A 22316-nucleotide genomic window follows, 5' to 3' on the forward strand; every position below is an offset into this window, starting at 1 on the left:
CCGGGAAGTGGGTGTGGTTCGCGGCACAGCGTAGAACATGCGTTCGAGTCGTGCCACACGGGGTGTCATGACAGAGCCCTCCCGGCGCGAAGCCGGAAGGGCTCTGACGCGAGAACGCTAGCTCACTCCTCGGACTTGCCCGACTTCAGGCCCGACGAGATCAGGTCCATCACCGACGAGTCGGCCAGCGTGGTGACGTCGCCGACCTGCCGGTTTTCCGCGACGTCGCGCAGCAGGCGCCGCATGATCTTGCCCGAGCGCGTCTTCGGCAGCTCCGGGACGACCATGATCTGCCGGGGCTTCGCGATCGGCCCGATCTCCTTGGCGACGTGGTTGCGCAGGGCCTGGATGGCCTCTTCGCCACCGTCGACGGCGTTGCCGCGCAGGATGACGAACGCGACGATGCCCTGGCCCGTCGTCGGGTCGGTCGCGCCGACGACGGCGGCCTCGGCCACCGTCGGGTGCGAGACCAGCGCCGACTCGACCTCGGTCGTGGAGATGCGGTGGCCGGACACGTTCATCACGTCGTCGACGCGGCCGAGCAGCCAGACGTCACCGTCGTTGTCGTACTTCGCGCCGTCGCCGGCGAAGTAGAAGCCCTGCTCCTTGAACCGCGACCAGTAGGTGTCCTTGTAGCGCTCCTCGTCGCCCCAGATGCCGCGCAGCATCGACGGCCACGGCTTGTCGAGCACCAGGTAGCCGCCACCGCCGTGGCCGACCTCCGTGCCGGTGTCGTCGACGACCTTCGCGGAGATGCCCGGCAGGGCCTTCTGCGCCGAGCCCGGCTTGGTGGAGGTGACGCCCGGCAGCGGCGAGATCATGATCGCGCCGGTCTCGGTCTGCCACCACGTGTCGACGATCGGGGTCCGGCCGGCGCCGATGGTCTCGCGGTACCAGATCCACGCCTCGGGGTTGATCGGCTCGCCGACCGAACCCAGCACGCGCAGCGTCGACAGGTCGTACTTCTCGGGGATTTCCGCGCCCCACTTCATGAAGGTGCGGATCAGCGTCGGGGCCGTGTAGTAGATGGAGACCTTGTACTTCTGGATGATCTCCCAGTGCCGTCCCTCGTGCGGGGTGTTCGGCGTGCCTTCGTAGACGACCTGCGTGACGCGGTTGGCGAGCGGGCCGTAGACGATGTAGCTGTGGCCGGTGATCCAGCCGATGTCGGCGGTGCACCAGTAGACGTCTTCGCCGGCCTTGTGGTCGAAGACGTTGTGGTGCGTGTACGCCGTCTGCGTCAGGAAACCGCCGGAGGTGTGGAGGATGCCCTTCGGCTTCCCGGTCGTCCCGGACGTGTAGAGGATGAACAGCGGGTGCTCGCTGTCGAAGGCCTCGGGAGTGTGCTCTTCGGACTGTCCGTCGACGAGCTCGTGCCACCAGAGGTCGCGGCCCTCGGTCCACGGCACTTCGCCCTCGAGCTGGTCGCCCGTGCGCTTCACGACGATGACCTTCTCGACGGTTTCGGCGCCTTCGAGCGCTTCGTCGACGTTGGCCTTCATCGGCGCGGCCTTGCCGCGGCGGAACTGCCCGTCGGAGGTGATGACGATCTTCGCGGCGGCGTCGTCGACGCGGGCCCGCAGCGCCGTCGGCGAGAAGCCGCCGAAGACGACGTTGTGCAGCGCGCCGATCCGCGCGCACGCGAGCATCGCGAAGATGGCCTCGGGGACCATTTGCAGCTGGATCGCCACGACGTCGCCGGCGGTGACGCCCAGCGACGTGAGTGCGTTGGCGGCCTTGGAAACCTCGGTCTTCAGCTCGGCGTAGGTGATGTCCCGGGTGTCGCCGGGCTCGCCGACCCAGTGGATCGCGACCTGGTCGCCGTGGCCGGACTCGACGTGCCGGTCGACGCAGTTGTAGGCGACGTTCAGCTTGCCGCCGACGAACCACTTCGCGAAGGGCGCATTGGTCCAGTCCAGTACCGTGGTCCACTTCGTGTCCCACGTGAGCCGCTCGGCCTGCTTCGCCCAGAACGCTTCGCGATCGGCGTCCGCCTCGGCGTACATGTCCGCCTTCGCGTTGGCCTGAGCAGCGAAATCTTCGCTGGGCGGGAAGGTGCGGCTCTCGGTGAGCAGGTTGTCCAGGGCGGGGGACTGCTCGGTCATGGTTGCAAGGCCTCCTGTAGTGCGCCGACATGACGGCTAGCGGCACGCTAGCGACGTTAGTCCGCCTTGTAAAAGGTTGCACCCACGTTGCCCTGCCGTTTCAGCGAGCCAGGCGAGCCGCCGTGACTAAGCGTTCGTTCAGCCGCGCCTTCGCGGCCGGCCACTCCGGCGCCAGCATCGAGTAGAGGACGGTGTCGCGCGACGAGCCGTCCGGCCGGATCCGGTGCGCCCGCAACACGCCCTCGCGAAGCGCGCCAAGCCGTTCGATGGCGCGTTGCGAGCGGAGGTTGCGGATGTCGGTCTCCCACGCCACCCGTTGCGCGCCAAGGGTTTCGAACGCGTGGGTCAGCAGGAGCAGCTTCGACTCGGTGTTGAGCCCGGTGCGCTGCCACTCCGCGCCGATCCACGTGTGCCCGATCGACAGGATCCGGTGCTTCTCGACGACCTGGTAGTACGACGTCGTCCCGGCGACGCGGCCGGAGGCGACGTCGATCTGCGCGAAGGGCCGCCGGTCGGGGTCGGCGAGCGCCTGCTCGACCATCCGCTCGGCTCCGGGAAGATCCCCCGGCTGCCGGATGCTCAGCCACGCCCAGATGCCCGGGTCGGTGCCGGCCTCGAACAGGCCCTTGGCGTGCTCGGCCGTCAGTGGCTCCAGGCGGACGTGCCGTCCGGCCAGGGTGGGTTGCGTGTTCCAGTCGCTCACATGATCACCGTAAGGGTGGTAATGGCCGTCTTTGATAGCCAATTTCCAAGCATTTCCGCAGTCCACTTCGGCGTTGCCTATGCTCGGCGGACCACGACGGAAGGGTGGGCTCGATGGCCGAAGAGCGGGAAGAGCTGAGCTGGGAGCTGTTCGGCACGGCGAGCCGTGAACTGGCTCACACCATCGCCGAAGACGGCTTCGCGCCGGACCTGATCCTGTCCATCGCCCGCGGCGGCCTCTTCGTCGCCGGCGCGCTCGGCTACGCGCTCGACGTGAAGAACCTGCACGTGATGAACGTCGAGTTCTACACCGGTGTCGACCAGCGCCTCGACCTGCCGGTGATGCTGCCGCCGGTGCCCAACGTCGTCGACCTGACGAGCAAGAAGGTGCTGATCGCCGACGACGTCGCCGACACCGGCGCCACCCTCAAGCTGGTCCGCGACTTCTGCGTCGAGCACGTCGCCGAAGTGCGATCGGCGGTCGTCTACGAGAAGCCGCACTCGACGGTGAAGTGCGAGTACGTCTGGCGGCACACCGACAAGTGGATCAACTTCCCGTGGTCGGTCCTGCCGCCCGTGGTCCAGCGCACGGGGCAGGTGCTCGATGCCTGATCCCCTCAAGCCCCTCCTCGAGCTCGAAGGCGTCGCGGCGGCGGCGAAGTCCGCTCAGGACGCCGTGTTCGCGGTCCACCGCCTCCCGGCGAACCTCCGCGGCGGCGCGGCGACGGCGGCGGAAGCCTCGGTGCGGGCCGCCCGCGCGTCCGCCGGCATCGAAGGCGCCAACCCCGAGCTGCCCGCCGACGGCGCGGTCGGCGACCCCGTCCTCGCCGGCGCACTGCGCGTCGCCGAGACGTTGGAATCGCTGCTGCCGACGTGGCGCCGCGCGCCGCTGCAGGCGTTGGCCCGGCTGCACGTCCTGGCCGCGGCGGACCTCGTCGACGACCTGGACGCGTTGGGGCGCCCGCGATCCGGTGGCGGCCGGCTCGAACTGCTCGCCCAGCTGGTGACCGGCGCGACGTCGGTGCCGGGCCCGGTCCTGACGGCGGTCGTGCACGGCGAACTCCTGGCCCTCAAGCCGTTCGGCAGCGCGGACGGTGTCGTCGCCCGCGCGGCCGCCCGGCTGACGATGGTCGCGACGGGCTTGGACCCGAAGTCGTTGAGCGTGCCCGAAGTGGCGTTCTTCCGCCGGGTGCCGCGATACCTCGAAACGGCCGAAGGGTTCGCGGGCGGAACGCCCGAGGGCGTCCGCGCGTGGCTGCTCTTCTGCTGCGAAGCGTTCGAAGCGGGCGCGCGCGAAGCGAAGAGCATTTCGGACGCCGCGTCTTAAGCCAGCACGGCGTCCAGCAGGCCGGGGAACCGCGCCTGGAGGTCGTCGCGCCGCAGCACGATCCACCGGCGGCGGCCTTCGACGGTTGTCGTCGTCAACCCCGCCTCCCGCAGCACCCGCCAGTGGTGTGACAGCGTCGCCGCGGTGATGTCGAGGTCGTACTCCTCGAGGGCGCAGCTGCGCGGCTCGGTCTCCTGCGCCAGTTCGCGGACGATCTCCAGGCGCACGGGATCGGCGAGCGCCTGCAGCACCGTGACGATCTCGATCGCCTCGCGCGCGGGCTGGGGCAGCGTCCTGGTCAACGAATCTCCTTCGACCATTTGACAACGATCGAAGTATAGCTCCACCATGACCCTATGACGATTCGACGATCATCTAATGATCGGCTGGGGGTCCTGCTCGTGCTCGCGGTGGGCACGTTCACCGTCGGCACCGACGGGTTCGTGCTCAACGGCCTGCTGCCCACCATCGCCGCCGACCTGCACGTGACGGAGTCCGTCGCGGGCCAGCTCACCACGGTCTTCGCCCTGACGTACGCGATCGCGTCCCCGCTCATCGCCGCGTTCACCGGCGGCTGGGACCGCCGGTGGCTGCTGGCCGGCGGCATGGCCCTGTTCACCGTCGGCATGGCCGGGCAGGCGCTCGGCACGTCGTTCGCGGTGGTCGCCGTCGCGCGGTTGCTCGCGGCGATCGGCGCGGCCGCCTTCCAGTCGAACGCCTACGTCCTCGCCGGCGCGCTCTCGTCCGAAGCACGCCGTGGCCGCGCGCTCGCCACGGTCGCCGCCGGGATGAGCGTGTCGATGGTGCTGGGCGTCCCGATCGGCGTGCTCGCCGGGACGTGGTTCGGCTGGCGCGCGGTGATGTGGGGGATCGGGGTGGTCGCGGTGGTCGTCGCGGCGCTGATCCCGGTCATCCCCGAGGTCCGGCTGCCCGCGGCCGGGCTTCGCGCGCGGCTCGAGGTGGTCGGCCGGCGCCCGATCGCCCGGGTCCTGCTCGTGACGATCTTCGGCACGCTCGCCGGCTTCACCGTGTTCGTCTACCTGCCGGTGCTCGTCGCGCCGGTCGCGACCGGGGCCGTGCTGTCGTGGGTGCTGGTCGGCTCCGGGCTCGGCCAGGTGATCGGGACGACCGTCACCGGCCGCGCCACCGACCGCTTCGGGCCGGCCCGCGTCCTCGCGCTTTCGCTGGCGGGCATCGCGGCGGGGCTCGCCGTCCTGGACCTGGCCGTGCGGTCACTGCCCGGCGCGCTGCTGCTCGCGCTCTTCTCCGGCGTCTTCAGCGGAATGCTGATGGTGCCGCAGCAACACCGGCTGTTCATGCTCGCGCCGGACGCGCCGACCGTCGCGCTGGGGCTGAACGGTTCGGCGATCTACGTCGGTGGCGCACTCGGCTCGGCGCTGGGCGGGGTCGTGCTCGCCGCCGCGGGACCGGCTTGGGTCGGGCCGGTCGGCGCGCTCGCCGCCGTCGCCGCACTGGGCGTCGCGCTCAGGAGAGCTTCGCCGACCACTTCTCTTCGATCCGCCCGAACCGCCACACCGCCAGCGCGATGACCCACGTCAGCACGAACAACCCGACGATCCCGAAGCCGACGTAGTCCAGGTCCACCGAGGCGATCGCCGCCAGTGGACCGGAGGTGATGTCCAGTTTCTCCGCCAGAATCGACACCAGTTCGATGGTCCCGATGAGCAGGGCCACCGCGACCGACAGCGCGGTCACCGTGATGTTGTAGAAGATCTTGCGCACCGGCTTCGCGAACGCCCAGCCGTAGGCGAAGTTCATGAAGCAGCCGTCCACGGTGTCGAACAGGGTCATCCCGGCGGCGAACAGGATCGGCAGCACGAGGATCGCGTACCACGGCAGCGCGAACGTCGCCGCGCCCGCGGCCAGCACGAGCAGCCCGATCTCGGTCGCGGTGTCGAAGCCCAGCCCGAACAGCAGCCCGACCGGATAGATGTGCCACGGCTTGCGCACGGCCTTCGTCGCGCCGCGCAGCAGCCGGTTGAGCACGCCGCGGTTGTCCAGCTGGTGTTCGAGCGCGGCTTCGTCGAAGTCGCCGCGGCGCATCTTTTTGAAGACCCGCAGGATCCCGACGAGCACGACGAGGTTCAGGATCGCGATCACGTACAGGAACACCCCGGACACCGACGTCCCGATCACGCCGGTCGCCTGGTGCAACGCCGAGGAGCCGTCCTCGACCTGCCCGGCCAGCGCGCGGACGCCGAGGGACAGCAGCAGGCACAGCGCGAAGACGATCGACGAGTGCCCGAGGGAGAACCAGAAGCCGACCGAAAGCGGCCGCTGGCCGTCGCCCATCAGCTTGCGGGTCGTGTTGTCGATCGCGGCGATGTGGTCGGCGTCGAACGCGTGCCGCATGCCGAGCGTGAACGCCGTGACGCCCAGCCCGATCCCGAACACGCCGGACGTACCCAACGCGTAGTGGTGCGGTGCGACGAACGCCGTGAGCACGCCCCAGCCCACGACGTTCAGCAGCAGGATGAATCCGCCCATCCCGCCGATCGACACCCACTCGCGACGCGAAAGCCTGCGTCGCGAGTCCTCCGTCTTTCCCACCATGCCCACCAGCCTCCCCTCTCACCTGAGAGGTTAGGCAGATGAACAGATGTTGGTCTAGCTCGCCCGCACCCGGACGAGGTCGAGCGCCTTGCGCACGTGCCCGCCGGACGTGTGCAACGCCTTCGCGGCGCTCTTGACGTCCTCGCCGGACAGCAAGTGCACCAGCGCCACCTTGAGGTCGCCCCCGGCCTCGGTGAGCGCGTCCGAGCAGTCGGCCATCGTCATGCCGGTGGCTTCCTGCAGGATCCGGATGGTCCGGCCGCGCAGCTTCGCGTTGGTGGCCCGCATGCTGACCATCAGGTTGGAGTAGGTCCGGCCCAGCTTGATCATCGTCGCGGTGGAGAACGACGTCAGGATCATCTTCTGCGCCGTGCCCGCCTTCATCCGGGTCGAACCGGCGATCGCCTCGGGGCCGGTGTCGACCGCGATGAGCACGTCCACGCCGGCCGGCTTCGCGGCCTTGGCGTTGCCCGAGACCAGCCCGGTCCGGGCGCCTTGGCGCGACGCCGCGGCCAGCGCGCCCAGCACGTACGGCGTCCTGCCCGACGCCGTCAGCCCGAGCACGAAGTCACCGGGCTGCACCATCGCGGCCATCTCGGCGGCACCGGCCGCCGAGTCGTCTTCCGCGTTCTCGACGGCTTGACGCAGCGCGCGCTCGCCGCCGGCGTGGTGCGCGATGAACCAGTCGCCCGGCACGTTGAACGTCGGCACCAGCTCGGCCGCGTCCAGCGTGGCCAGCCGCCCGGACGTGCCCGCGCCGACGTAGTGCACCCGGCCTCCGCCGCGGATGGCGTCCACCGCGTGGTCCACCGCGCGCGCCACCTCGGGCAGCACCGCGGCCACGGCACCGGGGACCGTCCGGTCCTCGGCGTTGATCGCACCCAGGATCCCCGCGGTGGACATCAGGTCGATGTCCTTGGTGCGGGGATTGCGGGTCTCGGTCGGCGAATCGACGTGCACCGCCTGCACGGGGACGGTCATCATGCGCCTCACATTTTCTCCGGTCATCACTTGCCGGTTTCCCGCGGACGGCGACGACCGTCCGGCCTGACCCCCAAGCGGTGCGATCCGACTGCGTCCCTGGTCGCGTCCAGCGCGCTGACCGAGGCGTCCATGTGCCGCTGCGCGACCCCGATGAACAGGCAGTCGATGACGGTGAGCTGGGCGATACGGCTGGCCGTGGCACCCGAACGGAACGTGGTTTCCCGCGCCGCGGTCGTCAAAACGTGGTCGGCGACCTCGGTGATCGGCGAACGCGGGAAGTTCGTCACGGCGATGGTGACCGCGCCGTGCTCGCGCGCCACGCGCAGCGCCTCGACGGTGTCGGTGGTCGCGCCGGTGTGCGAGACGCCGATCGCGACGTCACCGGGGCTCAGCACCGCGGCCGAGGTGAGCATGATGTGCGTGTCCGACCACGCGAAGCACACGCGGCCGATGCGGTGCAGCTTCTGCTGCAGGTCGGCGGCGACGAACGCGCTGGCGCCCACGCCGTAGACGTCCACCCGGCCGGCGTTCGCGACGACCTCGATCACCTTCTCGAGGGTGGCGACCTCGAGCTGGTCGGCCGTCTCCTCGACCGCGCGCGCGTCGGCGAAGCTGACCTTGCCGATCACGGCGGCCAGGTCGTCCTCCGGGCCGATCTCGCCGCCGAGGTTGCGCGTGGTGCGCGCCTCGGTGCGCGCGGTGTCCGCGGCCAGCGCGATGCGCAGCTGCGGGTACCCGCCGACGCCCACCGCCTTGCAGAACCGGGTCACCGTGGTCTCGCTCGTGTTGGCGGCCAGGGCCACCTCGGTGATGCTGCGCCGCGCGACGGACGCGGGGTCTTCCAGCACCACCTTGGCCACGCGCTGTTCGGCGCGGGCCAGGCCGGGGAGCAGCGACCGGATCCGGACCAGCGGGCTGGAGTCGGCGTCCCGCACGGCCGTCTGGACCGATACGGGCTCGGACTGTGCCGTGCCGACTACGGATTCGGTATCACTCACCGTCGGAAAGTTACTAACCGTTGGCATTTGCGACAAGGCTACCCACACCCTTCGGTACAATCGCAACCCGTCCGTGTCTGCGGATCTCGATTTGCGATTAATCGTTGACCAGAAAGTCGCCAACAGGGTCGACCTTGTTAACGAGGTCAAGCTAACGACTTGGCAACTTAGTGTCGCGGTGCAAGCGGCAAGAGGACGGTAAATTCCGACTTGCGGTGGACGTTCGGCGACCGATCGGTCACCGAGAGCTCAACTGCCAACCGTCTGCAACGAAAATCGCGGGGTCTCGTTCACCGTCGAGGAGTGATCGGCCGCTCTCGGTGACTTTCACACCGTCCACCGAAACTCCTCGGCCCGTGTAACTCGGGTCGGTGCTGTAACGCCAGCGCAGGCTCACCGACGCGCCCTGCGGCAGCGTGCCCACCGCCCTCCACCAGGCACGGTGCCCGTGTCCGGAGAGCGACGTCACGATTCCGGAGGGTGCTCCCGGCCCGGAAACCGATACGGCGATCGGTTGCCAGTTAACCCCGTCGGTGCTGACCTGCAGCTGAAGTGGATCACTGGGGCCCTCGGTGTCCACGAAAGCGGAAAACGACACGCGCGCTTGATCACTATGCGTAGTGAACGAGCGAGTGCTCAGCGTAGCGACGCCGGCGTTACCGAGCGTGCTCGTCCAGGCGTCCTTCCCGGCCACCGGCCGCACCGCCATGGCCCTGGCCAGCGACGTCGCCCAAACCTGGCGGGCGGTGTTGATCGAGCCCCAGTTCCGGGACGGGTGCACCCGGTTGGTCAGCAAGATCGCGAACGACCGGGATTCCGGGTCGATGACCAGCGTCGTTCCGGTGTAGCCGGTGTGCCCGGCGGTCATCGGCGACGCCAGCGCGCCCATGTACCAGGGCTGGTCGAGCTCGAAGCCGAGGCCGTGCGAGTTGTCCGGGAACTGCGGGTTGTAGTTCGTCAGCAGCTGACGGACGGTCTCCGGCCGCAGGATCCGGTGCCCGCGGTAGCTGCCGCCGTTGAGGATCGCCTGGGCGAGGTGGGCCATGTCGCCCGCGGTGCTGAACACGCCGGCGTGCCCGGCGACGCCGCCGAGCGACCACGCGTTCTCGTCGTGCACGCTGCCGCGCACCATCCCGCGCGGCGGGTTCGCTTGGAACTCCGTCGCGGCGATCCGGGCCAGCTTGGCCGCGGGCGGGTTGTACCCGGTGTCGGCCATGTCGAGCGGCGCGGCGATCCGGTCGTGGACGACCTTGTCGAGGGACTGGCCCGTCAGCTTCTCGACGATGAAGCCGAGCGTCAGCAGGTTGATGTCCGAGTAGAGGTACGTCGTGCCGGGCTTGTTCTTGAGCGGGCTGTCGAGCACGGCCTGCCGGCGTGCCGGGATGTCCGGGTAGCCCGCCCAGAGTGACGGGATCGGGTCGGCGTCGAAGCCGGAGGTGTGCGTGAGCAGCATCTTGACCGTGATGGCGGCCTTGTCGCCGGTCGCGAACTCCGGGAAGAAGCGGCTGACCGGCGTGTCGATGGTGAACTGCCCGCGTTCGACCAGCTGCATGACGGCGATCGAGGTGAACAGCTTCGAGATCGAAGCCATGTCGAAGATCGTGTCGTTCCGCATGGGGACCTGCTGGTCCGCGGGCAGTTCGGTGCCCTTGGCGTCGGCGTACCGCAGCGCGCCGCCGACCGCGTACCGGTCGACGACCACGCCGTCGTGCGCGAGCAGGCCGACCGCTCCGGAGAAGTGCGGGTGCCCGGAGGCGTCCGGTTTCGTCCAGCTCGCCAGGAAGTCCTCGGCCGCCTTGATCGGCGCCGGGTCGAGGTTGACGTCACGGGGCCGTCCGTCGCGCAGCGTCGTCCACGGCGGGGCGAACCCGTGCTGCGGCCGGTCGAAGCGGCCGGTGGCCGGATCGTGACTGGTGATGGCGCTGGCTCCTGAGGTCAACGTGGTCAGTGCCACCAGCACTCCGGTGGCCGCGACGAGGACCTTCCTAACACGCACGAGTCTCCCCCTCAGCGGTAGAGCAGGTAGTGACGGCGTCTCCGGTCGAACTCGGCCAGCTCGGCCCGCCAGGCGCCGGTGACCTCGTCGACGCCCGCGCCGGCGTCGACCATGGTCCGGAGCCGGTCGGATCCGGACAGCTTGTCGATGTAGTTGTCGGGGCGCCAGGCGAACACGTCCGGGTGCAGGGCCTTCGCCGTGACGAGCATGGCGACGGCGGTCCGGATCGCGTCGAAGGCCCGCGGGTCGCTCACGCTGAGCTGCACGCCGCCGCAGGTCTGGTTGGCGAACTTGCTGAACGTGGGGACGAAGTAGGTCTCGCGGAACTTCGCTCCGGGCAGCTGCTCGTCCTCGAGCTTCTCGCGCCACCGCCAGTCGAGCCCGGGCGCGCCGATGATCTCGAACGGCCGCGTGGTGCCGCGGCCCTCGGAGAACACGGTGCCTTCGAACATCCCGGTGCCGGGGTAGACGAGGGCGGTGTCGGGGGTCGGCATGTTCGGGCTCGGCAGCACCCAGTTCAGCCCGGTCTGCGCGAAGAGCGTGTCGCGCCGCCAGCCACGGACCTGGACGACGTCGAGCCGCACTTTTCCGTCCGGCATGAACTCGCCGGCGAAGAAGCGGGCGAGTTCGCCGACGGTCATTCCGTGCTGCTGGGCGATCGGCTGGCGCCCGATGCCGGAGGCGAACTTCGGGTCGAGCACCGGCCCGGCCGCCCGGCCGCCGAGCGGGTTGGGCCGGTCGAGGACGACGAGGGCGGCGTTGACCTGCGCCGCGGCCACCATCGCGGTGTAGAGCGACCAGATGTAGGTGTAGAACCGGGCGCCGACGTCGGCGATGTCGAACACGACCGTGTCGACGCCCGCCTTGGTGAACAGCGAAGCGAGCTTCGTCGCGTCGACGCCGTACGCGTCATACACCGGCACGCCGGTGCGCGGGTCGGTGTAGTCGCCCTCCGACCCGCCGGCTTGCGCGCTGCCGCGGAAGCCGTGTTCCGGGCCGAAGGCCGCCACCGGTTCCACGTCGGCGGCGACCATCGAGTCGACGATGTGGTCGCCGTTCAGCAGCACACCGGTCGGGTTGGACAGGACGCCGACCTTGCGGCCCTTGAGCGTGCGCCAGCCCTGCGCGGCCAGCTGCTCCGCGCCGGTGAGGACGCGGCCCGCGTGTGCTGCTTCCGGCTGGGCTGCCTCGGGCTGGGCTGCCTCGGACTGGGCTCCGGCGACGGCCGAGCCGCCCGCCAGCACCGGGACGGCGAGCGCGCTCGCGCCGAGGAAGTGACGCCGGTTGAGGTTCACCAGGTCAGCCCGTGGCCGAAGGGGTACTTCACGGTCTGCATGTCGGCGCCCGCCGGGATGTCGACCGGCAGCTTCCCGACCGGCTTCGTCTCGCCGAGGATCACCTTGGCCAGCGCCTCCAGGGTCGGCGTGATGTAGCCGTAGGTGGCCAGCCAGGTCCGGACGGTGCTCGGGTAACCCGCGTCGTACGGGATCTGCGCCGCGACCGCGACGACCGGCTTGCCGGTGGCCTGCAGCGCGTTGAGCAGTTTGGTCTGCAGCGGGTAGCCGCCGATGTTGTTGGTCAGGACGACGACGAGGTCCACGCCCTGTGCCTTGGCGACGGCCTCCGCGACCTGGGCGTCTGTCGGGGTCTGGCCGGTCTGGTAAGCCGTCGCGGCCGTGCCGTGGGCGGTCAGCTTCTCCGCGAGGGTCGCCGTCGTGGCGGCGCCCCAGCCGGTGACGAGCGTCGTCGCGGGCTTCTGCTTCAGGGGCAGCAGACCGGCGTCGTTCGCGATGGCCGTGATGCCGCGGTCGGCGATGTCCTGCGCGGTCTTCAGGCTCGCCGGGACACCGACGGTCTGCATGACCTTGTTCGCGTCGACGAACGGCGAGAACAGGATGCCGCGCTTGAACTTGAGCTTGAGCACGCGCAGCACGCTCTGGTCGATCCGCCGCACCGGGATGTCGCCGGACTTGACGGCGGCCAGGACCGAGTTGATGGCGAGGTCGAGGTGCACCGGCATGAGCAGCTGGTCGACACCCGCCTTGAGCGCGAGCACCGGGATCTCGGCGTCGCCGTGCAGCTTGCGGACGCCTTCCATTTCGAGGGAGTCGGTGATCACGACGCCGGTGTAGCCGAGTTCGCGGCGCAGCCGGTCGGTGATGATCGGCTTGGACAGCGTCGCGGGCTCGAGCGACGGGTCCAGGCTGGGGAACTGGATGTGCGCGCTCATGATCGAGTCGACGCCGGCCGCGATCGCGGCCTTGAACGGCGGCACGTCGGTGGCCCGCCACTGCGCCTCGGTGCTGTCGATCCGCGGCAGCCCGGTGTGGCTGTCGGTCGGCGCGGCGCCGTGCCCGGGGAAGTGCTTGGCCGTCGCCGCCACGGTCTTCGTCGGGAACCCGGAGTCCTGGAAGCCCTTGATCTCGGCCGTGACGAAATCGCCGGCCAGCCCCGGCTGCCCGGAGAAGGACCGGACCCCGATGACCGGGTTGACCGGGTTGGAGTTGACGTCCGCGTCGGGCGCGAAGTCCTGGTTGATGCCGACGGCACGCAGTTCGTGGCCGAGGATGGTCGCGGCCCGCGTCGCGCGGTTCGTGTCCCGCCCGGCGGAGATGGCCATGGCGTTCGGGAACTCGGTGGCCGGCGCGCCCATCCGCGTGACGGTGCCGCCCTCCTGGTCGGCGGCGATCTGCAGCGGGATGTGCGCCCCGCTGCCGATGGCGGCCTTCTGGAGGCCGTTGGACAGCTTCGCGACCTGCACGGGGTCGTCGAAGTTGTCGCGCGTGGCGTTGTTGAAGTAGATGACCCCGCCGAGGTGGTACTTCTCGACGACCTGGGCCGGGGTGTCGACGCCGAAGTCGGTCTGGTTCTTCGGGTTGACCTCGTCGGCGGTCTTGCCGTTCACCCAGGTGACGAACAGCTGCCCGACCTTCTGCTCCAGCGTCAGCCCTCGCAGCGCCTGCGTCGCCGCGGCCTCGGCCTGCGCGTCCGCGCTCACCCGCGGTGCGCTCGCGGCGGTCGCGACACCCACCCCGGTGAAGGCGAGCACCCCCGCGACGGGCAGGGCGAGCGCATGGAACCTCCGATTTCGGGTCGTCACGACCAGCCTCCCAGAAAGTATCGGGCGCCGTCGGACGTGAGAAGTCCACTCGGAGGCGCCAGTATCGGGAAGCTACTCACCGAATCCGGCGCTGTCCATCGACCGACCGCACGAACGGCCCAGTCGTACCCGGATCGGTAGCAACCCACACCCCACCCACCCGAGATGCCCCACCAACCACACGCGATGCCCCTCTGATCACGCGTGATGCCCCACCAGTCACGCGTGATGCCCCTTCGGGGTGACCCGGCCCCCAAAAAGACGAGGCGGCGCCCGTGGCCGAAGCCACGGGCGCCGCCTGCAAGCGCGAACTTCTCGGGCGACCAAGCGTGCAACTCTGGTCGTACCTACATGGACTCGGCGTGTGGCGTCCCACTACGCAGTCCCTAGACGACGAGCCTCCCGCGGCGCGCTGCGCGTGGGTACCCGGAGTCCGCGCACGGAGGTTTGCCGGGGTGGAACAGGCTTCTCTTCTACCTGTTCCCTGGCCGACCGAACGTCCGCACCTACTTTCTACGCCGTGAGCCCGGTCACTTCAAGTGCGCGGACGGGTGCACCGGTACAGAGGCTGGATCGGGTGACACCAGCACCCTGCGCGACGGACAATTCGGGGCTGGGCCAAGCAAAGCGGAGCCCGTACGGCCGTGTGGGTGGCGGTGCCGCGGCTAACGGGACCGACGGCGACGGTTGAGGCCGTACCAGGTCGCTCCGGCCGCCACCGCGCCGACACCGAGCGCCACCATCCCGGCCGAGCGCGTCGGGATCCGGGTGCGCAGCGACATCGGCCGTTCGAAGGCCAGGATCGGCCAGCCGCGCTCGAGGGCCTCACGCCGCAGGAGCTTGTCGGGGTTGACCGCGTGCGGGTGCCCGACGACCTCGAGCAGCGGGATGTCGGTGCTCGAGTCGGTGTAGGCGAAGCACTCGGCGAGGTCGTAGCCGTAAGTCGCGGCGAGCTGCTTCGCGGCGACGGCCTTGTTGGCCCCGTAGCAGTAGAAGTCGACTTCGCCGGAGTAGCGGCCATTGACGATCTGCATCCGCGTGGCGACGCTCCGGGTCGCGCCGAGCATCTCCGCCACCGGCGCGACGACCTCTTCGCCGGTCGCCGACAGCACGATCACGTCGTGCCCGTCCTCGCGGTGGCGCGCGATCAGCTCCGCCGCCTCCGCGTACACGAGCGGGTCGACGACGTCGTGCAGGGTCTCGCGGACGATCGCGGACACCTGGGCGACGTCCCAGCCGGCGCACAGCGCGGAAACTTCGGCGCGCAGCCGCTCGGTTTTGTTCTCGTCGGCTCCGGCGAGCGAGAACACCAGCTGCGCGTAGGCGCTTCGCAACGCGGCGCGACGGTTGATCAGCCCTTCTTTGAGGAGGGGCTTGCTGAACGCCAGCGCGCTCGACGAAGCGATGATCGTCTTGTCCAGGTCGAAGAACGCGGCCACCGCGTGCTCCGGGCCCGGCTTCCGGATGCGCGACGGTGCGCTGCTCGGTTCGGCCACCTGCCCAGGATAGGAGCTTGATCGCCGCGCGTCCCGTTGATCCACCACGCGCGCGTCGCGCCGGGCGGAAAATCCATGACAGGCAGGCACTTCGGGCGCGCTGTGCCGTTACCGAACTGTGTGCCTCATCCGGCGCGCGAACGGGCGCCGGACGGAGTTACAGTGAGGGAGCCCGGTGTCCAACCGGGCCGGTTCAGTCCGACCCCCCGGGGCTGAACCCACGGCGGCCCCCGTCCCTCCCCCCTGGCGGGGGCCGCCCTCTTACCTCCCGTTTGCCAAGGCCGGTTTCCGTTGCCCTGGCCGGATTCCGGGGTTCGCGGCAGCCCGCTCGCACATTTTGCCTTCCGCTTACCTTCGTCAATTTCCCGTGGTCTCTCGAATCGTGGCGCGCGAATCTTCGGGTGCGGATGTCCGCGCTCATTCCCGCCGCGGATGCGTGCCGATCCTGCCACGCCCGACCGGCCGAGGCGGTCCGCGAGCGGCCTGCGAGCGGCAGTTGTCCACAACACCCCGGTTGTCCACAGCCGGCCGTCCGACCCGTTGTGCCGCCCCGCCCCCACCCGCGACGGTGGAAACCGGGCCACCCACGGCCCGCACCGACGACGGGGGAGGAACGCATGACGGGGCAACGACCGCTGGTGATCGCCGCGGACGAAACGGTGCTCGACGAGATACTGCGCGTGGCCGCGGTCGCGGGCTGCGAAGTAGACCGGGCACCGGACTTGACAGCGGCGAGGGGAAACTGGGCCCGCGCGCCGCTGGTGGTCCTCGACGAAGAAGCCGTGCGGCAACCACCGGTCCTGCCCCGGCGCCGCGGGATCCTCCTGATCTGCAAGGGCAGTCCGGCGCCGGGCACGTGGGAGCACGCGTTCCGCGCCGGCGTCGAGCGGGTGATCTCGTTGCCCGACGAGGAGACCGAGCTGGCCGCCACGTTCGCCGACATCGTCGAGACACCGGCGGAACAACCCGGCCTGGTCCTCGGCGTGGTTGGCGGCCGAGGCGGCGCGGGCGCGTCCGTGTTCGCGGCCACCCTGGGACTGGCGGCCGCCGGCGATCCGGGCGGCGCGCTGTTGCTGGACTGCGACCCGCTCGGCGGCGGCCTGGATGTGTTGCTGGGTGTGGAAAAGCTGCCCGGAGCGCGCTGGCCGGACGTACGGCTGAGCGGCCGGGCATCGCTGGCATCGCTGGCCGCGGACCTCCCGAAGCGAAGACACCGAGGCGGCAGCCTCCCGGTGCTCGCGTCCGGCCCGGAAGGGAAAGGCCCCCAGGTCGAGTCACTGTCGGCGATCCTGTCCGCCGGCCATCGCTCGGGTACCACGGTGGTGTGCGACCTCCCGCGCACCCTCGACGAGGCAGCCAAGGAGGTCCTGCTGAGGGCCGACTTGGTGCTGCTGTTGGTGCCACTGGAGTTCCGGGCTTGCCTGGCGGCGAAGAAGGTCCTGAACGGGCTCTCGGAAGTGACGGCCCGCATCGGCCTGGTGACGTGTGGAAGCGCCAAGGACGACGCCACCCGGATGGCCGCACGGATGGGCCCACCCCTCCTGGCCACGATGCCCCCACAGCGCGGCCTCCAGCGAGCGCTCAAGAGCGACGAGTTCCCCGCCAACCACAGGGGCCCGTTGGCCGACGCGGCAAGAGCCATCTTGGCCACAGCCCGCCGCGAGGCCCAGGCGGCCGCCTGATGACCACCGCGCCCGCCGGCCTTCGCCCCACTCGCGCCCCGACCAGAGTGGCGGAGCTGTTGCTCCCGACGGTGCTGAGCCTCCTGGCCCGCGCCAACCCCATGCCGCGGCCTCCCGCGGCGAGCCACCAGTCCACTGACCGCCCCAAGCTCCCAGCAGAGCAGGTGAACGCATGACAACCGCCTCGGCCCACTCGATCACGCCACCCCGTCCCCACCCTCCGCTCGCCCCCCGAGCCACAACCCAGCGCGGCGCCCGTCCGTCGGTCCCCGACCGGCTTGCTTCACAGCGTCCGGCGCCGCGCTCGCGTCTGTCGCGGGGCACCCGAGTCACGGCCCTGCGCGGCGCCCGTTCGTCGGTGCCCGGGTCGCTTGCGTCGCGGCGTCCGGCACCGCGCTCGCGTCTGTCGCCCGGCACCCGGGTCACGGCTCTGCGCGGTGGCTGTTCGTCGGTGTCCGGCTTGCTTGCGTCGCGGCGTCCGGCACCGTGCTCGCGTCTGTCGCCCGGCACCCGGGTCACGGCTCTGCGCGGTGGCTGTTCGTCGGTGCCCGGGTCGCTTGTGCCGCGGCGTCCGGCGCCGCGCTCGCCTCTGTCGCGGGGAACCCGCGTCACGGCCCAGCGCAGCGGCCGTTCGTCGGTCCCCGGGTCGCTTTTGTCACAGCCTCCGGCACCGCGCTCCCGTCTGGCACCCGGCACCCGAGCCGCGGCCCTGCACGGCGGCCGTTCGTCGGTGCCCGGGTCGCTTGCGTCGCGGCGTCCGGCGCCGCGCTCGCGTCTGTCGCGGGGCACCCGGGTCACGGCCCTGCGCGGCGGTTCGCCCTTCCGCGCCACCGCCCGGCCCTCGCACCACCGCATGCCGAGCCACCACCAGCCACCCCGGCACCCAAGCACCGAGCAAAGCGGGTGAACCCATGACCACCGACTTCGTCGACCGCGTCCGCAACCGCCTGGCCGGCGACCGCCGCCAGGCCGACCCGGTCGCCGTCGCGACCGCCGTCCGCGCCGAGGCAGGCGGCGCCCTCGGACACGACGCCGTGCTCGACGCCGCCCGCCAAGCCCGCGACGAGTTCGTCGGCGCCGGCCCGCTGGCCCCGCTCCTCGACGACCCGGCCACCACCGACGTGCTCGTCACCGGCCCAGACGAAGTCTGGACGGACGGCCCACAAGGCCTCGCCCGCACCGGCATCCGTTTCCAGGACGAAGAATCCGTCCGCCGCTTGGCCCAGCGCCTCGCCCTCGCGGCCGGACGCCGCCTCGACGACGCGCAGCCTTACGTCGACGGCTGGCTACCCGGCGCCGGCCCCCACGGCCGCATCCGCGTGCACGCCGTCCTCCCGCCGATCGCGGCCGGCGGCACCTGCCTGTCCCTCCGCGTCCTGCGCCCGGCAACGCACGACCTCACCACGCTCGGCGAACTCGGCGCGTTCGACGAGGCCGGCGCCAACCTCCTCCGCACCGTCGTCTCGAGGCGGATGGCGTTCCTCGTCACCGGCGGCACGGGCGCCGGCAAGACCACGCTCCTGGCCGCGCTGCTCGGCGCCGTCGACCCGGGCGAACGGATCGTCTGCGTCGAGGACGCCGGCGAACTGCGGCCCGCCCACCCGCAGTTCGTCAGCCTCATCGCCCGGACATCCAATGTGGAGGGTGCCGGCGCGGTCGGCCTGCCCGAGCTCGTGCGCCAGGCGCTGCGCATGCGTCCCGACCGGCTGGTGGTCGGCGAGGTCCGCGGCGCCGAGGTCGGCGCGTTGCTCACCGCGCTCAACACCGGCCACGACGGCGGCGCCTGCACGGTCCACGCCAACTCCCCGGCCGAGGTACCCGCCCGCATCGAGGCGCTGGCCGCGCTCGGCGGCCTCGGTCGCGATGCCGTGCACAGCCAGCTCGTCGCCGCCATCCGCGTGGTGCTGCACATGCGGCGCGAACCGGGCGGCCGGCGGCGCCTCGCCGAGGTCGGCGTGCTCCGCGCCGAACACGGCCGGGCGCGGGTCGTACCGGTCTGGCGCGCGGGCCGATGGACGGTCGACCGGCACCTGTTCTCGACGTCGGGGGCGATCGCGTGCTGAGCCTTCTGCTGGTGCGGATTTCCTTGCTGTCGAGCGCTTTCCCACGCAACCGAAGGAGGCGAAGATGATCGGCGCGTGGTTCCCGCTGTGCGTGGGAGCGGCTCTGGCGTGCTGGCCGGCGCCTCCGAACCGGCTGCAGGTCATGATCGAGTCACCGGCCACCGTCCGGATTCCCGAGTTGTGGCGCGTCGTCCGCTGGCTGCTCCCGGCCGCCGTCGCCGGATTGGTGGCGGGAGCGGGCGGCGCGATCGCCGCCGGCGTGCTGACACTGGCGTGGAGCCAGGAGTGGCGAGCCCACCGCCGAGCCACCGCCGACCTGACGATGGCCGCGCACACCGCGACAGCGTTGCGGACGATGGTGGCCGAGCTCCGATCCGGTGCGCACCCGGTCACGGCGGCGGAAGCCGCCGCGGACGTGGTCCCGGCGGTGGCGGGCGACCTCCACGCCCTGGCAACGGCGGCGCGGCTCGACACCGAGTTGCGCGCACCGGCCCTGCCGCAGCTGGCCGCGGCCTGGACACTGGGCAAACGCCACGGCCTCCCGATGGCCGAGGTCCTCGACGCGGCCCGCCGCGACGCCGAAGCGGGCTTGGCCTCAGCCCGCCGGATGCGCGCCAAGCTGGCCGGCCCACGGGCGAGCGCGGCGGTACTCACCGGGCTCCCGGTGCTGTGCGTGCTGCTCGGGCACGCCATGGGCGCGGCCCCGTTGCCGGTGTTGATCGGCAGCACGCCGGGCCAGCTGCTGCTGGTAGCCGGCTGCCTCCTGCTCTGGGCGGGCACGGCGTGGTGCCGTGCCCTGACCGGACGGGTGCGGATCCGGTGACCGCGATCGCGTTCCTGTTCTTCGCCGGGGCGTTGCTGAGCTGGCCGGACGACGCCATCGCGCGGCGCTTCGCCCAACTGAACGAAGGCCCGAAGCCCGTTCGCCAAACACACCGCGCGCTATCGCCCCTCGCGGCGGTGGTGGGCGGCGTATCGACGGCGGTGCTGATCGGCGGGGTCGCCGGAGTGGTGGCGGGCACGGCGGTGACCACCACCGGGTGGTGGGCGATCCGCCGCACTCGCCGTCCGCGACCACCGGCCATGGACCTCGCGGCCAAACTCCGGCTGGCAGGAACGCTGGATCTCCTCGCCGCTTGTCTGCGCGCCGGGCTGCCGGTGCCCTCGGCGCTGGAGGCCGTGGCGGGCACGGCGCCCGAGGCAGCGAGCGCGGCGCTGAACGCGACGGCCGGGCTGCTCGCCCTCGGTTCCCGCCCGGACGAAGCCTGGGCGCCGGTGCGGTCCGTCCCCGGCCTCGGCGAGCTGGCGGCCGCGGCGATCCGGACATCCCGTTCGGGAGCGGCCTTCGCCACGGCGGCCGGCGACCTGGCCGGACGGTTCCGCGACGAGCTGGCCACCGAAGCCGAGGAACGCGCCGAGCGCGCCGGAGTGGCGCTCGCCTTGCCGGTCGGTCTGTGTTTCCTCCCGGCCTTCTTCTGCCTGGGCGTGCTGCCGGTCGTCCTCGGTCTCGTAGGACGACTCGGCCCGCTCTTCTGACACGAATCCTCAAGAAGGGAACCCTCATGCGCGCGTTCCGCCGCAGACCCCGCTCGGACGACGGTTCCACGACGGTCGAGTACGCCATCGTCACGGTCGCCGTCGCGGCCTTCGCCGCCGTCCTCTACGCGTTGCTCACCGGAGATTCGGTGGTCTCGTGGCTGACGAACCTGGTCATGAAGGCCTTGTCGGTGCCGTCATGAGACAGAAGGACGAAGGCTCGGTGACGGTCGAAGCAGCGCTCGGCCTGGCCGGCCTGATGGTGGTGATGGTCCTGCTGCTCGCGGGCCTCGCGTTGCTGACGAGCCAGCTGCGCTGCACGGACGCAGCCCGCGAAGCAGCGCGGCTGCTGGCAAGGGGTCAGCCCCACGAAGCAGCGGCGGCGGTCTACCAGATAGCCCCACCGGAAGCGAACCTGACGGTCGAGCGAACCGGCGAAGAGATCACGGTCAAGGTGACGGCCCACCCGGCGACCGGCCTTTTCCCGGCAATCCACCTGGCCGCAACGGCCTACGCGGTGGCGGAGCCAGACACGGAGACAACAGATGCCCCCGGCTGAGCAGCGACCCCCGGACAGCGGAGCGGCCACCATCTGGACGGCAATGGCGGTGACGGCCTTGACGGGCGTGGCAACGCTGGCGCTGTACCTGGCAGCAACGGTGACAGCCCGCCACCAGGCGGAGTCGGCGGCAGACCTGGGCGCCCTGGCCGCGGCTTCCCACGCGAGCGAAGGCCCGGCCCGGGCATGCGAACACGCCAGATGGGTAGCCGACCGGATGGGAGTGACGCTCAGAACGTGCCGATGGCAAGAGCTCGACGCACTGATCGAGGTCGAGGCCCGCAGCCCGGCCATCGCAGGCCTGCCAAAGCCCTCAGCCCACGCCCGCGCCGGACCAGCCACCGAGCCGACAAGCCCGGCGAAGGAGCCGCCAACGAACAACCTCGGCGGCACGCCCACCCACCCCCTCCGCCCCGACGGGTAAGCGGCCACGCCGGCCCTTGCGGCGACCTGGTGGCGTGCTGGCCCTGTTCGCCTCGCGCAGACCCAAGGGCACGCCACCGCGACCACCCACGGCGGCGGCACCGACGGGTGGCGTTGGCCGCAGACCGCGCCTGGCGGCGCTGGGTCCGCCCCGGCCAGGCCGGCGGCCCGGGCAGTGTCCGAGTCGATCCCGGCCGCGCCGGCCTGGGTTGGCTAAGCCAGGTGCCGCCGCGCCGGCCTGCGCCGTGCCGCGCCGAACTTGGCCGCGCCGAATCCGGCGTGCCGAGCCGAATTGGGCCAAGTCGGGCCGCGGCGAACCTGGCCGGGCCGGGCCGAGCCAAGCCGGGCCGCGGCGAACCCCGGCCGCGCGGGGCCGTGCCAGGCCGTGCGGCGCCAGGCCGTGCTGCGCCGGACCGAGCCGGAGCGGGCCAAGTCGGGCCGCGGCGAGCCCGGCCGCGCCCTGCCAAGCCGCGCCGCGCCAAGTTGGGCAAAGCCGGGCGGGGCCGGTCAGGTCAAGCCGGGCCGCGCCGTCTCCCGGCGGCCCCTTGGCGGACAGACCGCCCTCCGCATCCCGCGGCACTGTCGCGCATCTGCGACAGCCCACCCACCCAACCGCCCCCGCTCGCCGACAGCACGCCCCAGGCCGCCCTCCGGCCCGGCCGCCGGGCGGACGCCGACCGGTCGGTATGCGGCGGTGACCGGCAGATCCGTCGGGCCGGGCGATGAGCGGCTGATTGTCACGGGCAGCGGTCGTTGGTGCACGGCGAGCGG

At 71.2% G+C, this 22316-nt stretch carries 20 protein-coding genes; 10 read left to right on the forward strand and 10 right to left on the reverse strand.

Annotation, left to right across the window (positions count from 1 at the left end; translation table 11 throughout):
• Positions 1 to 122 precede the first annotated feature (122 nt).
• Positions 123 to 2105 carry an acetate--CoA ligase gene (gene acs / locus DV20_RS41055; RefSeq protein WP_043789087.1) on the reverse strand — a complete coding sequence of 661 codons (1983 nt, stop codon included), beginning with the start codon at positions 2103 to 2105 and terminating at the stop codon, positions 123 to 125.
• A gap of 100 nt (positions 2106 to 2205) precedes the next feature.
• Positions 2206 to 2808: a GNAT family N-acetyltransferase gene (locus DV20_RS41060; protein ID WP_043789088.1), complete on the reverse strand. Its 603-nt coding sequence runs from the start codon at positions 2806 to 2808 to the stop codon at positions 2206 to 2208.
• A 113-nt stretch (positions 2809 to 2921) separates the two neighbouring features.
• Between DV20_RS41060 and DV20_RS41065 the strand changes: the two genes are divergently transcribed.
• Positions 2922 to 3419, forward strand: a complete 498-nt coding sequence (locus DV20_RS41065) for a phosphoribosyltransferase (RefSeq protein ID WP_043789089.1) — start codon at positions 2922 to 2924, stop codon at positions 3417 to 3419.
• Positions 3412 to 4134, forward strand: coding sequence for a Fic family protein (locus DV20_RS41070; protein ID WP_043789090.1), 723 nt, complete (start codon positions 3412 to 3414; stop codon positions 4132 to 4134). Before DV20_RS41065 ends, DV20_RS41070 begins: the two co-directional genes overlap by 8 nt.
• On the opposite strand, the gene DV20_RS41075 is transcribed toward DV20_RS41070, so the two are convergent.
• Positions 4131 to 4436, reverse strand: a complete 306-nt coding sequence (locus tag DV20_RS41075) for an ArsR/SmtB family transcription factor (RefSeq protein WP_043789130.1) — start codon at positions 4434 to 4436, stop codon at positions 4131 to 4133. The genes DV20_RS41070 and DV20_RS41075 overlap by 4 nt on opposite strands.
• A 54-nt stretch (positions 4437 to 4490) precedes the next feature.
• On the opposite strand from DV20_RS41075, the gene DV20_RS41080 reads away from it, so the two are divergent.
• Positions 4491 to 5684, forward strand: coding sequence for an MFS transporter (locus tag DV20_RS41080; RefSeq protein ID WP_051736346.1), 1194 nt, complete (start codon positions 4491 to 4493; stop codon positions 5682 to 5684).
• On the opposite strand, the gene nicT is transcribed toward DV20_RS41080, so the two are convergent.
• The 7 genes from nicT to DV20_RS41115 form a co-directional block, all read right to left on the reverse strand.
• Positions 5620 to 6708 carry a Nickel transporter NicT gene (gene nicT / locus DV20_RS41085; RefSeq protein ID WP_043789091.1) on the reverse strand — a complete coding sequence of 363 codons (1089 nt, stop codon included), beginning with the start codon at positions 6706 to 6708 and terminating at the stop codon, positions 5620 to 5622. The genes DV20_RS41080 and nicT overlap by 65 nt on opposite strands.
• A gap of 54 nt (positions 6709 to 6762) precedes the next feature.
• On the reverse strand, positions 6763 to 7692 hold the full coding sequence (locus tag DV20_RS41090) for an N-acetylmuramic acid 6-phosphate etherase (protein ID WP_043789092.1): 930 nt from the start codon (positions 7690 to 7692) through the stop codon (positions 6763 to 6765).
• Positions 7693 to 7715: 23 nt separating this feature from the next.
• Positions 7716 to 8690, reverse strand: a complete 975-nt coding sequence (locus DV20_RS41095; protein WP_235191150.1) for a MurR/RpiR family transcriptional regulator — start codon at positions 8688 to 8690, stop codon at positions 7716 to 7718.
• Positions 8691 to 8928: 238 nt separating this feature from the next.
• Positions 8929 to 10650, reverse strand: a complete 1722-nt coding sequence (locus DV20_RS41100) for a serine hydrolase domain-containing protein (RefSeq protein WP_043789094.1) — start codon at positions 10648 to 10650, stop codon at positions 8929 to 8931.
• Between the two features lie 47 nt (positions 10651 to 10697).
• A complete protein-coding gene (locus tag DV20_RS41105) occupies positions 10698 to 11981 on the reverse strand; it encodes an exo-beta-N-acetylmuramidase NamZ family protein (RefSeq protein WP_043789095.1) in 1284 nt (427 codons plus the stop codon).
• Complete coding sequence (locus tag DV20_RS41110) at positions 11978 to 13735, reverse strand: glycoside hydrolase family 3 protein (protein WP_043789096.1); 1758 nt, start codon at positions 13733 to 13735, stop codon at positions 11978 to 11980. Before DV20_RS41110 ends, DV20_RS41105 begins: the two co-directional genes overlap by 4 nt.
• A 716-nt stretch (positions 13736 to 14451) precedes the next feature.
• A complete protein-coding gene (locus tag DV20_RS41115) occupies positions 14452 to 15282 on the reverse strand; it encodes an HAD family hydrolase (RefSeq protein ID WP_043789097.1) in 831 nt (276 codons plus the stop codon).
• Positions 15283 to 15899: 617 nt separating this feature from the next.
• Between DV20_RS41115 and ssd the strand changes: the two genes are divergently transcribed.
• From ssd to DV20_RS41150, 7 genes are all read left to right on the forward strand, one after another.
• Positions 15900 to 16964 carry a septum site-determining protein Ssd gene (ssd, locus tag DV20_RS41120; RefSeq protein WP_043789098.1) on the forward strand — a complete coding sequence of 355 codons (1065 nt, stop codon included), beginning with the start codon at positions 15900 to 15902 and terminating at the stop codon, positions 16962 to 16964.
• A 911-nt stretch (positions 16965 to 17875) separates the two neighbouring features.
• Positions 17876 to 19027: a TadA family conjugal transfer-associated ATPase gene (locus tag DV20_RS41125; protein ID WP_043789099.1), complete on the forward strand. Its 1152-nt coding sequence runs from the start codon at positions 17876 to 17878 to the stop codon at positions 19025 to 19027.
• Positions 19028 to 19091: 64 nt separating this feature from the next.
• Positions 19092 to 19850, forward strand: coding sequence for a type II secretion system F family protein (locus DV20_RS41130; RefSeq protein ID WP_043789101.1), 759 nt, complete (start codon positions 19092 to 19094; stop codon positions 19848 to 19850).
• Positions 19847 to 20563 (forward strand): type II secretion system F family protein, encoded by a 717-nt coding sequence (locus DV20_RS41135; protein ID WP_043789102.1) that lies wholly within the window; start codon positions 19847 to 19849, stop codon positions 20561 to 20563. The genes DV20_RS41130 and DV20_RS41135 overlap by 4 nt, the downstream gene beginning before the upstream one ends.
• Positions 20564 to 20589: 26 nt before the next feature.
• Entirely contained in the window at positions 20590 to 20766 is a 177-nt protein-coding gene (locus tag DV20_RS41140) for a DUF4244 domain-containing protein (RefSeq protein ID WP_043789104.1), read from the forward strand.
• Complete coding sequence (locus tag DV20_RS41145; protein ID WP_043789105.1) at positions 20763 to 21122, forward strand: TadE family type IV pilus minor pilin; 360 nt, start codon at positions 20763 to 20765, stop codon at positions 21120 to 21122. Before DV20_RS41140 ends, DV20_RS41145 begins: the two co-directional genes overlap by 4 nt.
• A complete protein-coding gene (locus tag DV20_RS41150) occupies positions 21109 to 21546 on the forward strand; it encodes an Rv3654c family TadE-like protein (protein ID WP_084093925.1) in 438 nt (145 codons plus the stop codon). The genes DV20_RS41145 and DV20_RS41150 overlap by 14 nt, the downstream gene beginning before the upstream one ends.
• Positions 21547 to 22316 lie beyond the last annotated feature (770 nt).

The organism is Amycolatopsis rifamycinica, assembly GCF_000695625.1.
Taxonomy (GTDB): domain Bacteria; phylum Actinomycetota; class Actinomycetes; order Mycobacteriales; family Pseudonocardiaceae; genus Amycolatopsis; species Amycolatopsis rifamycinica.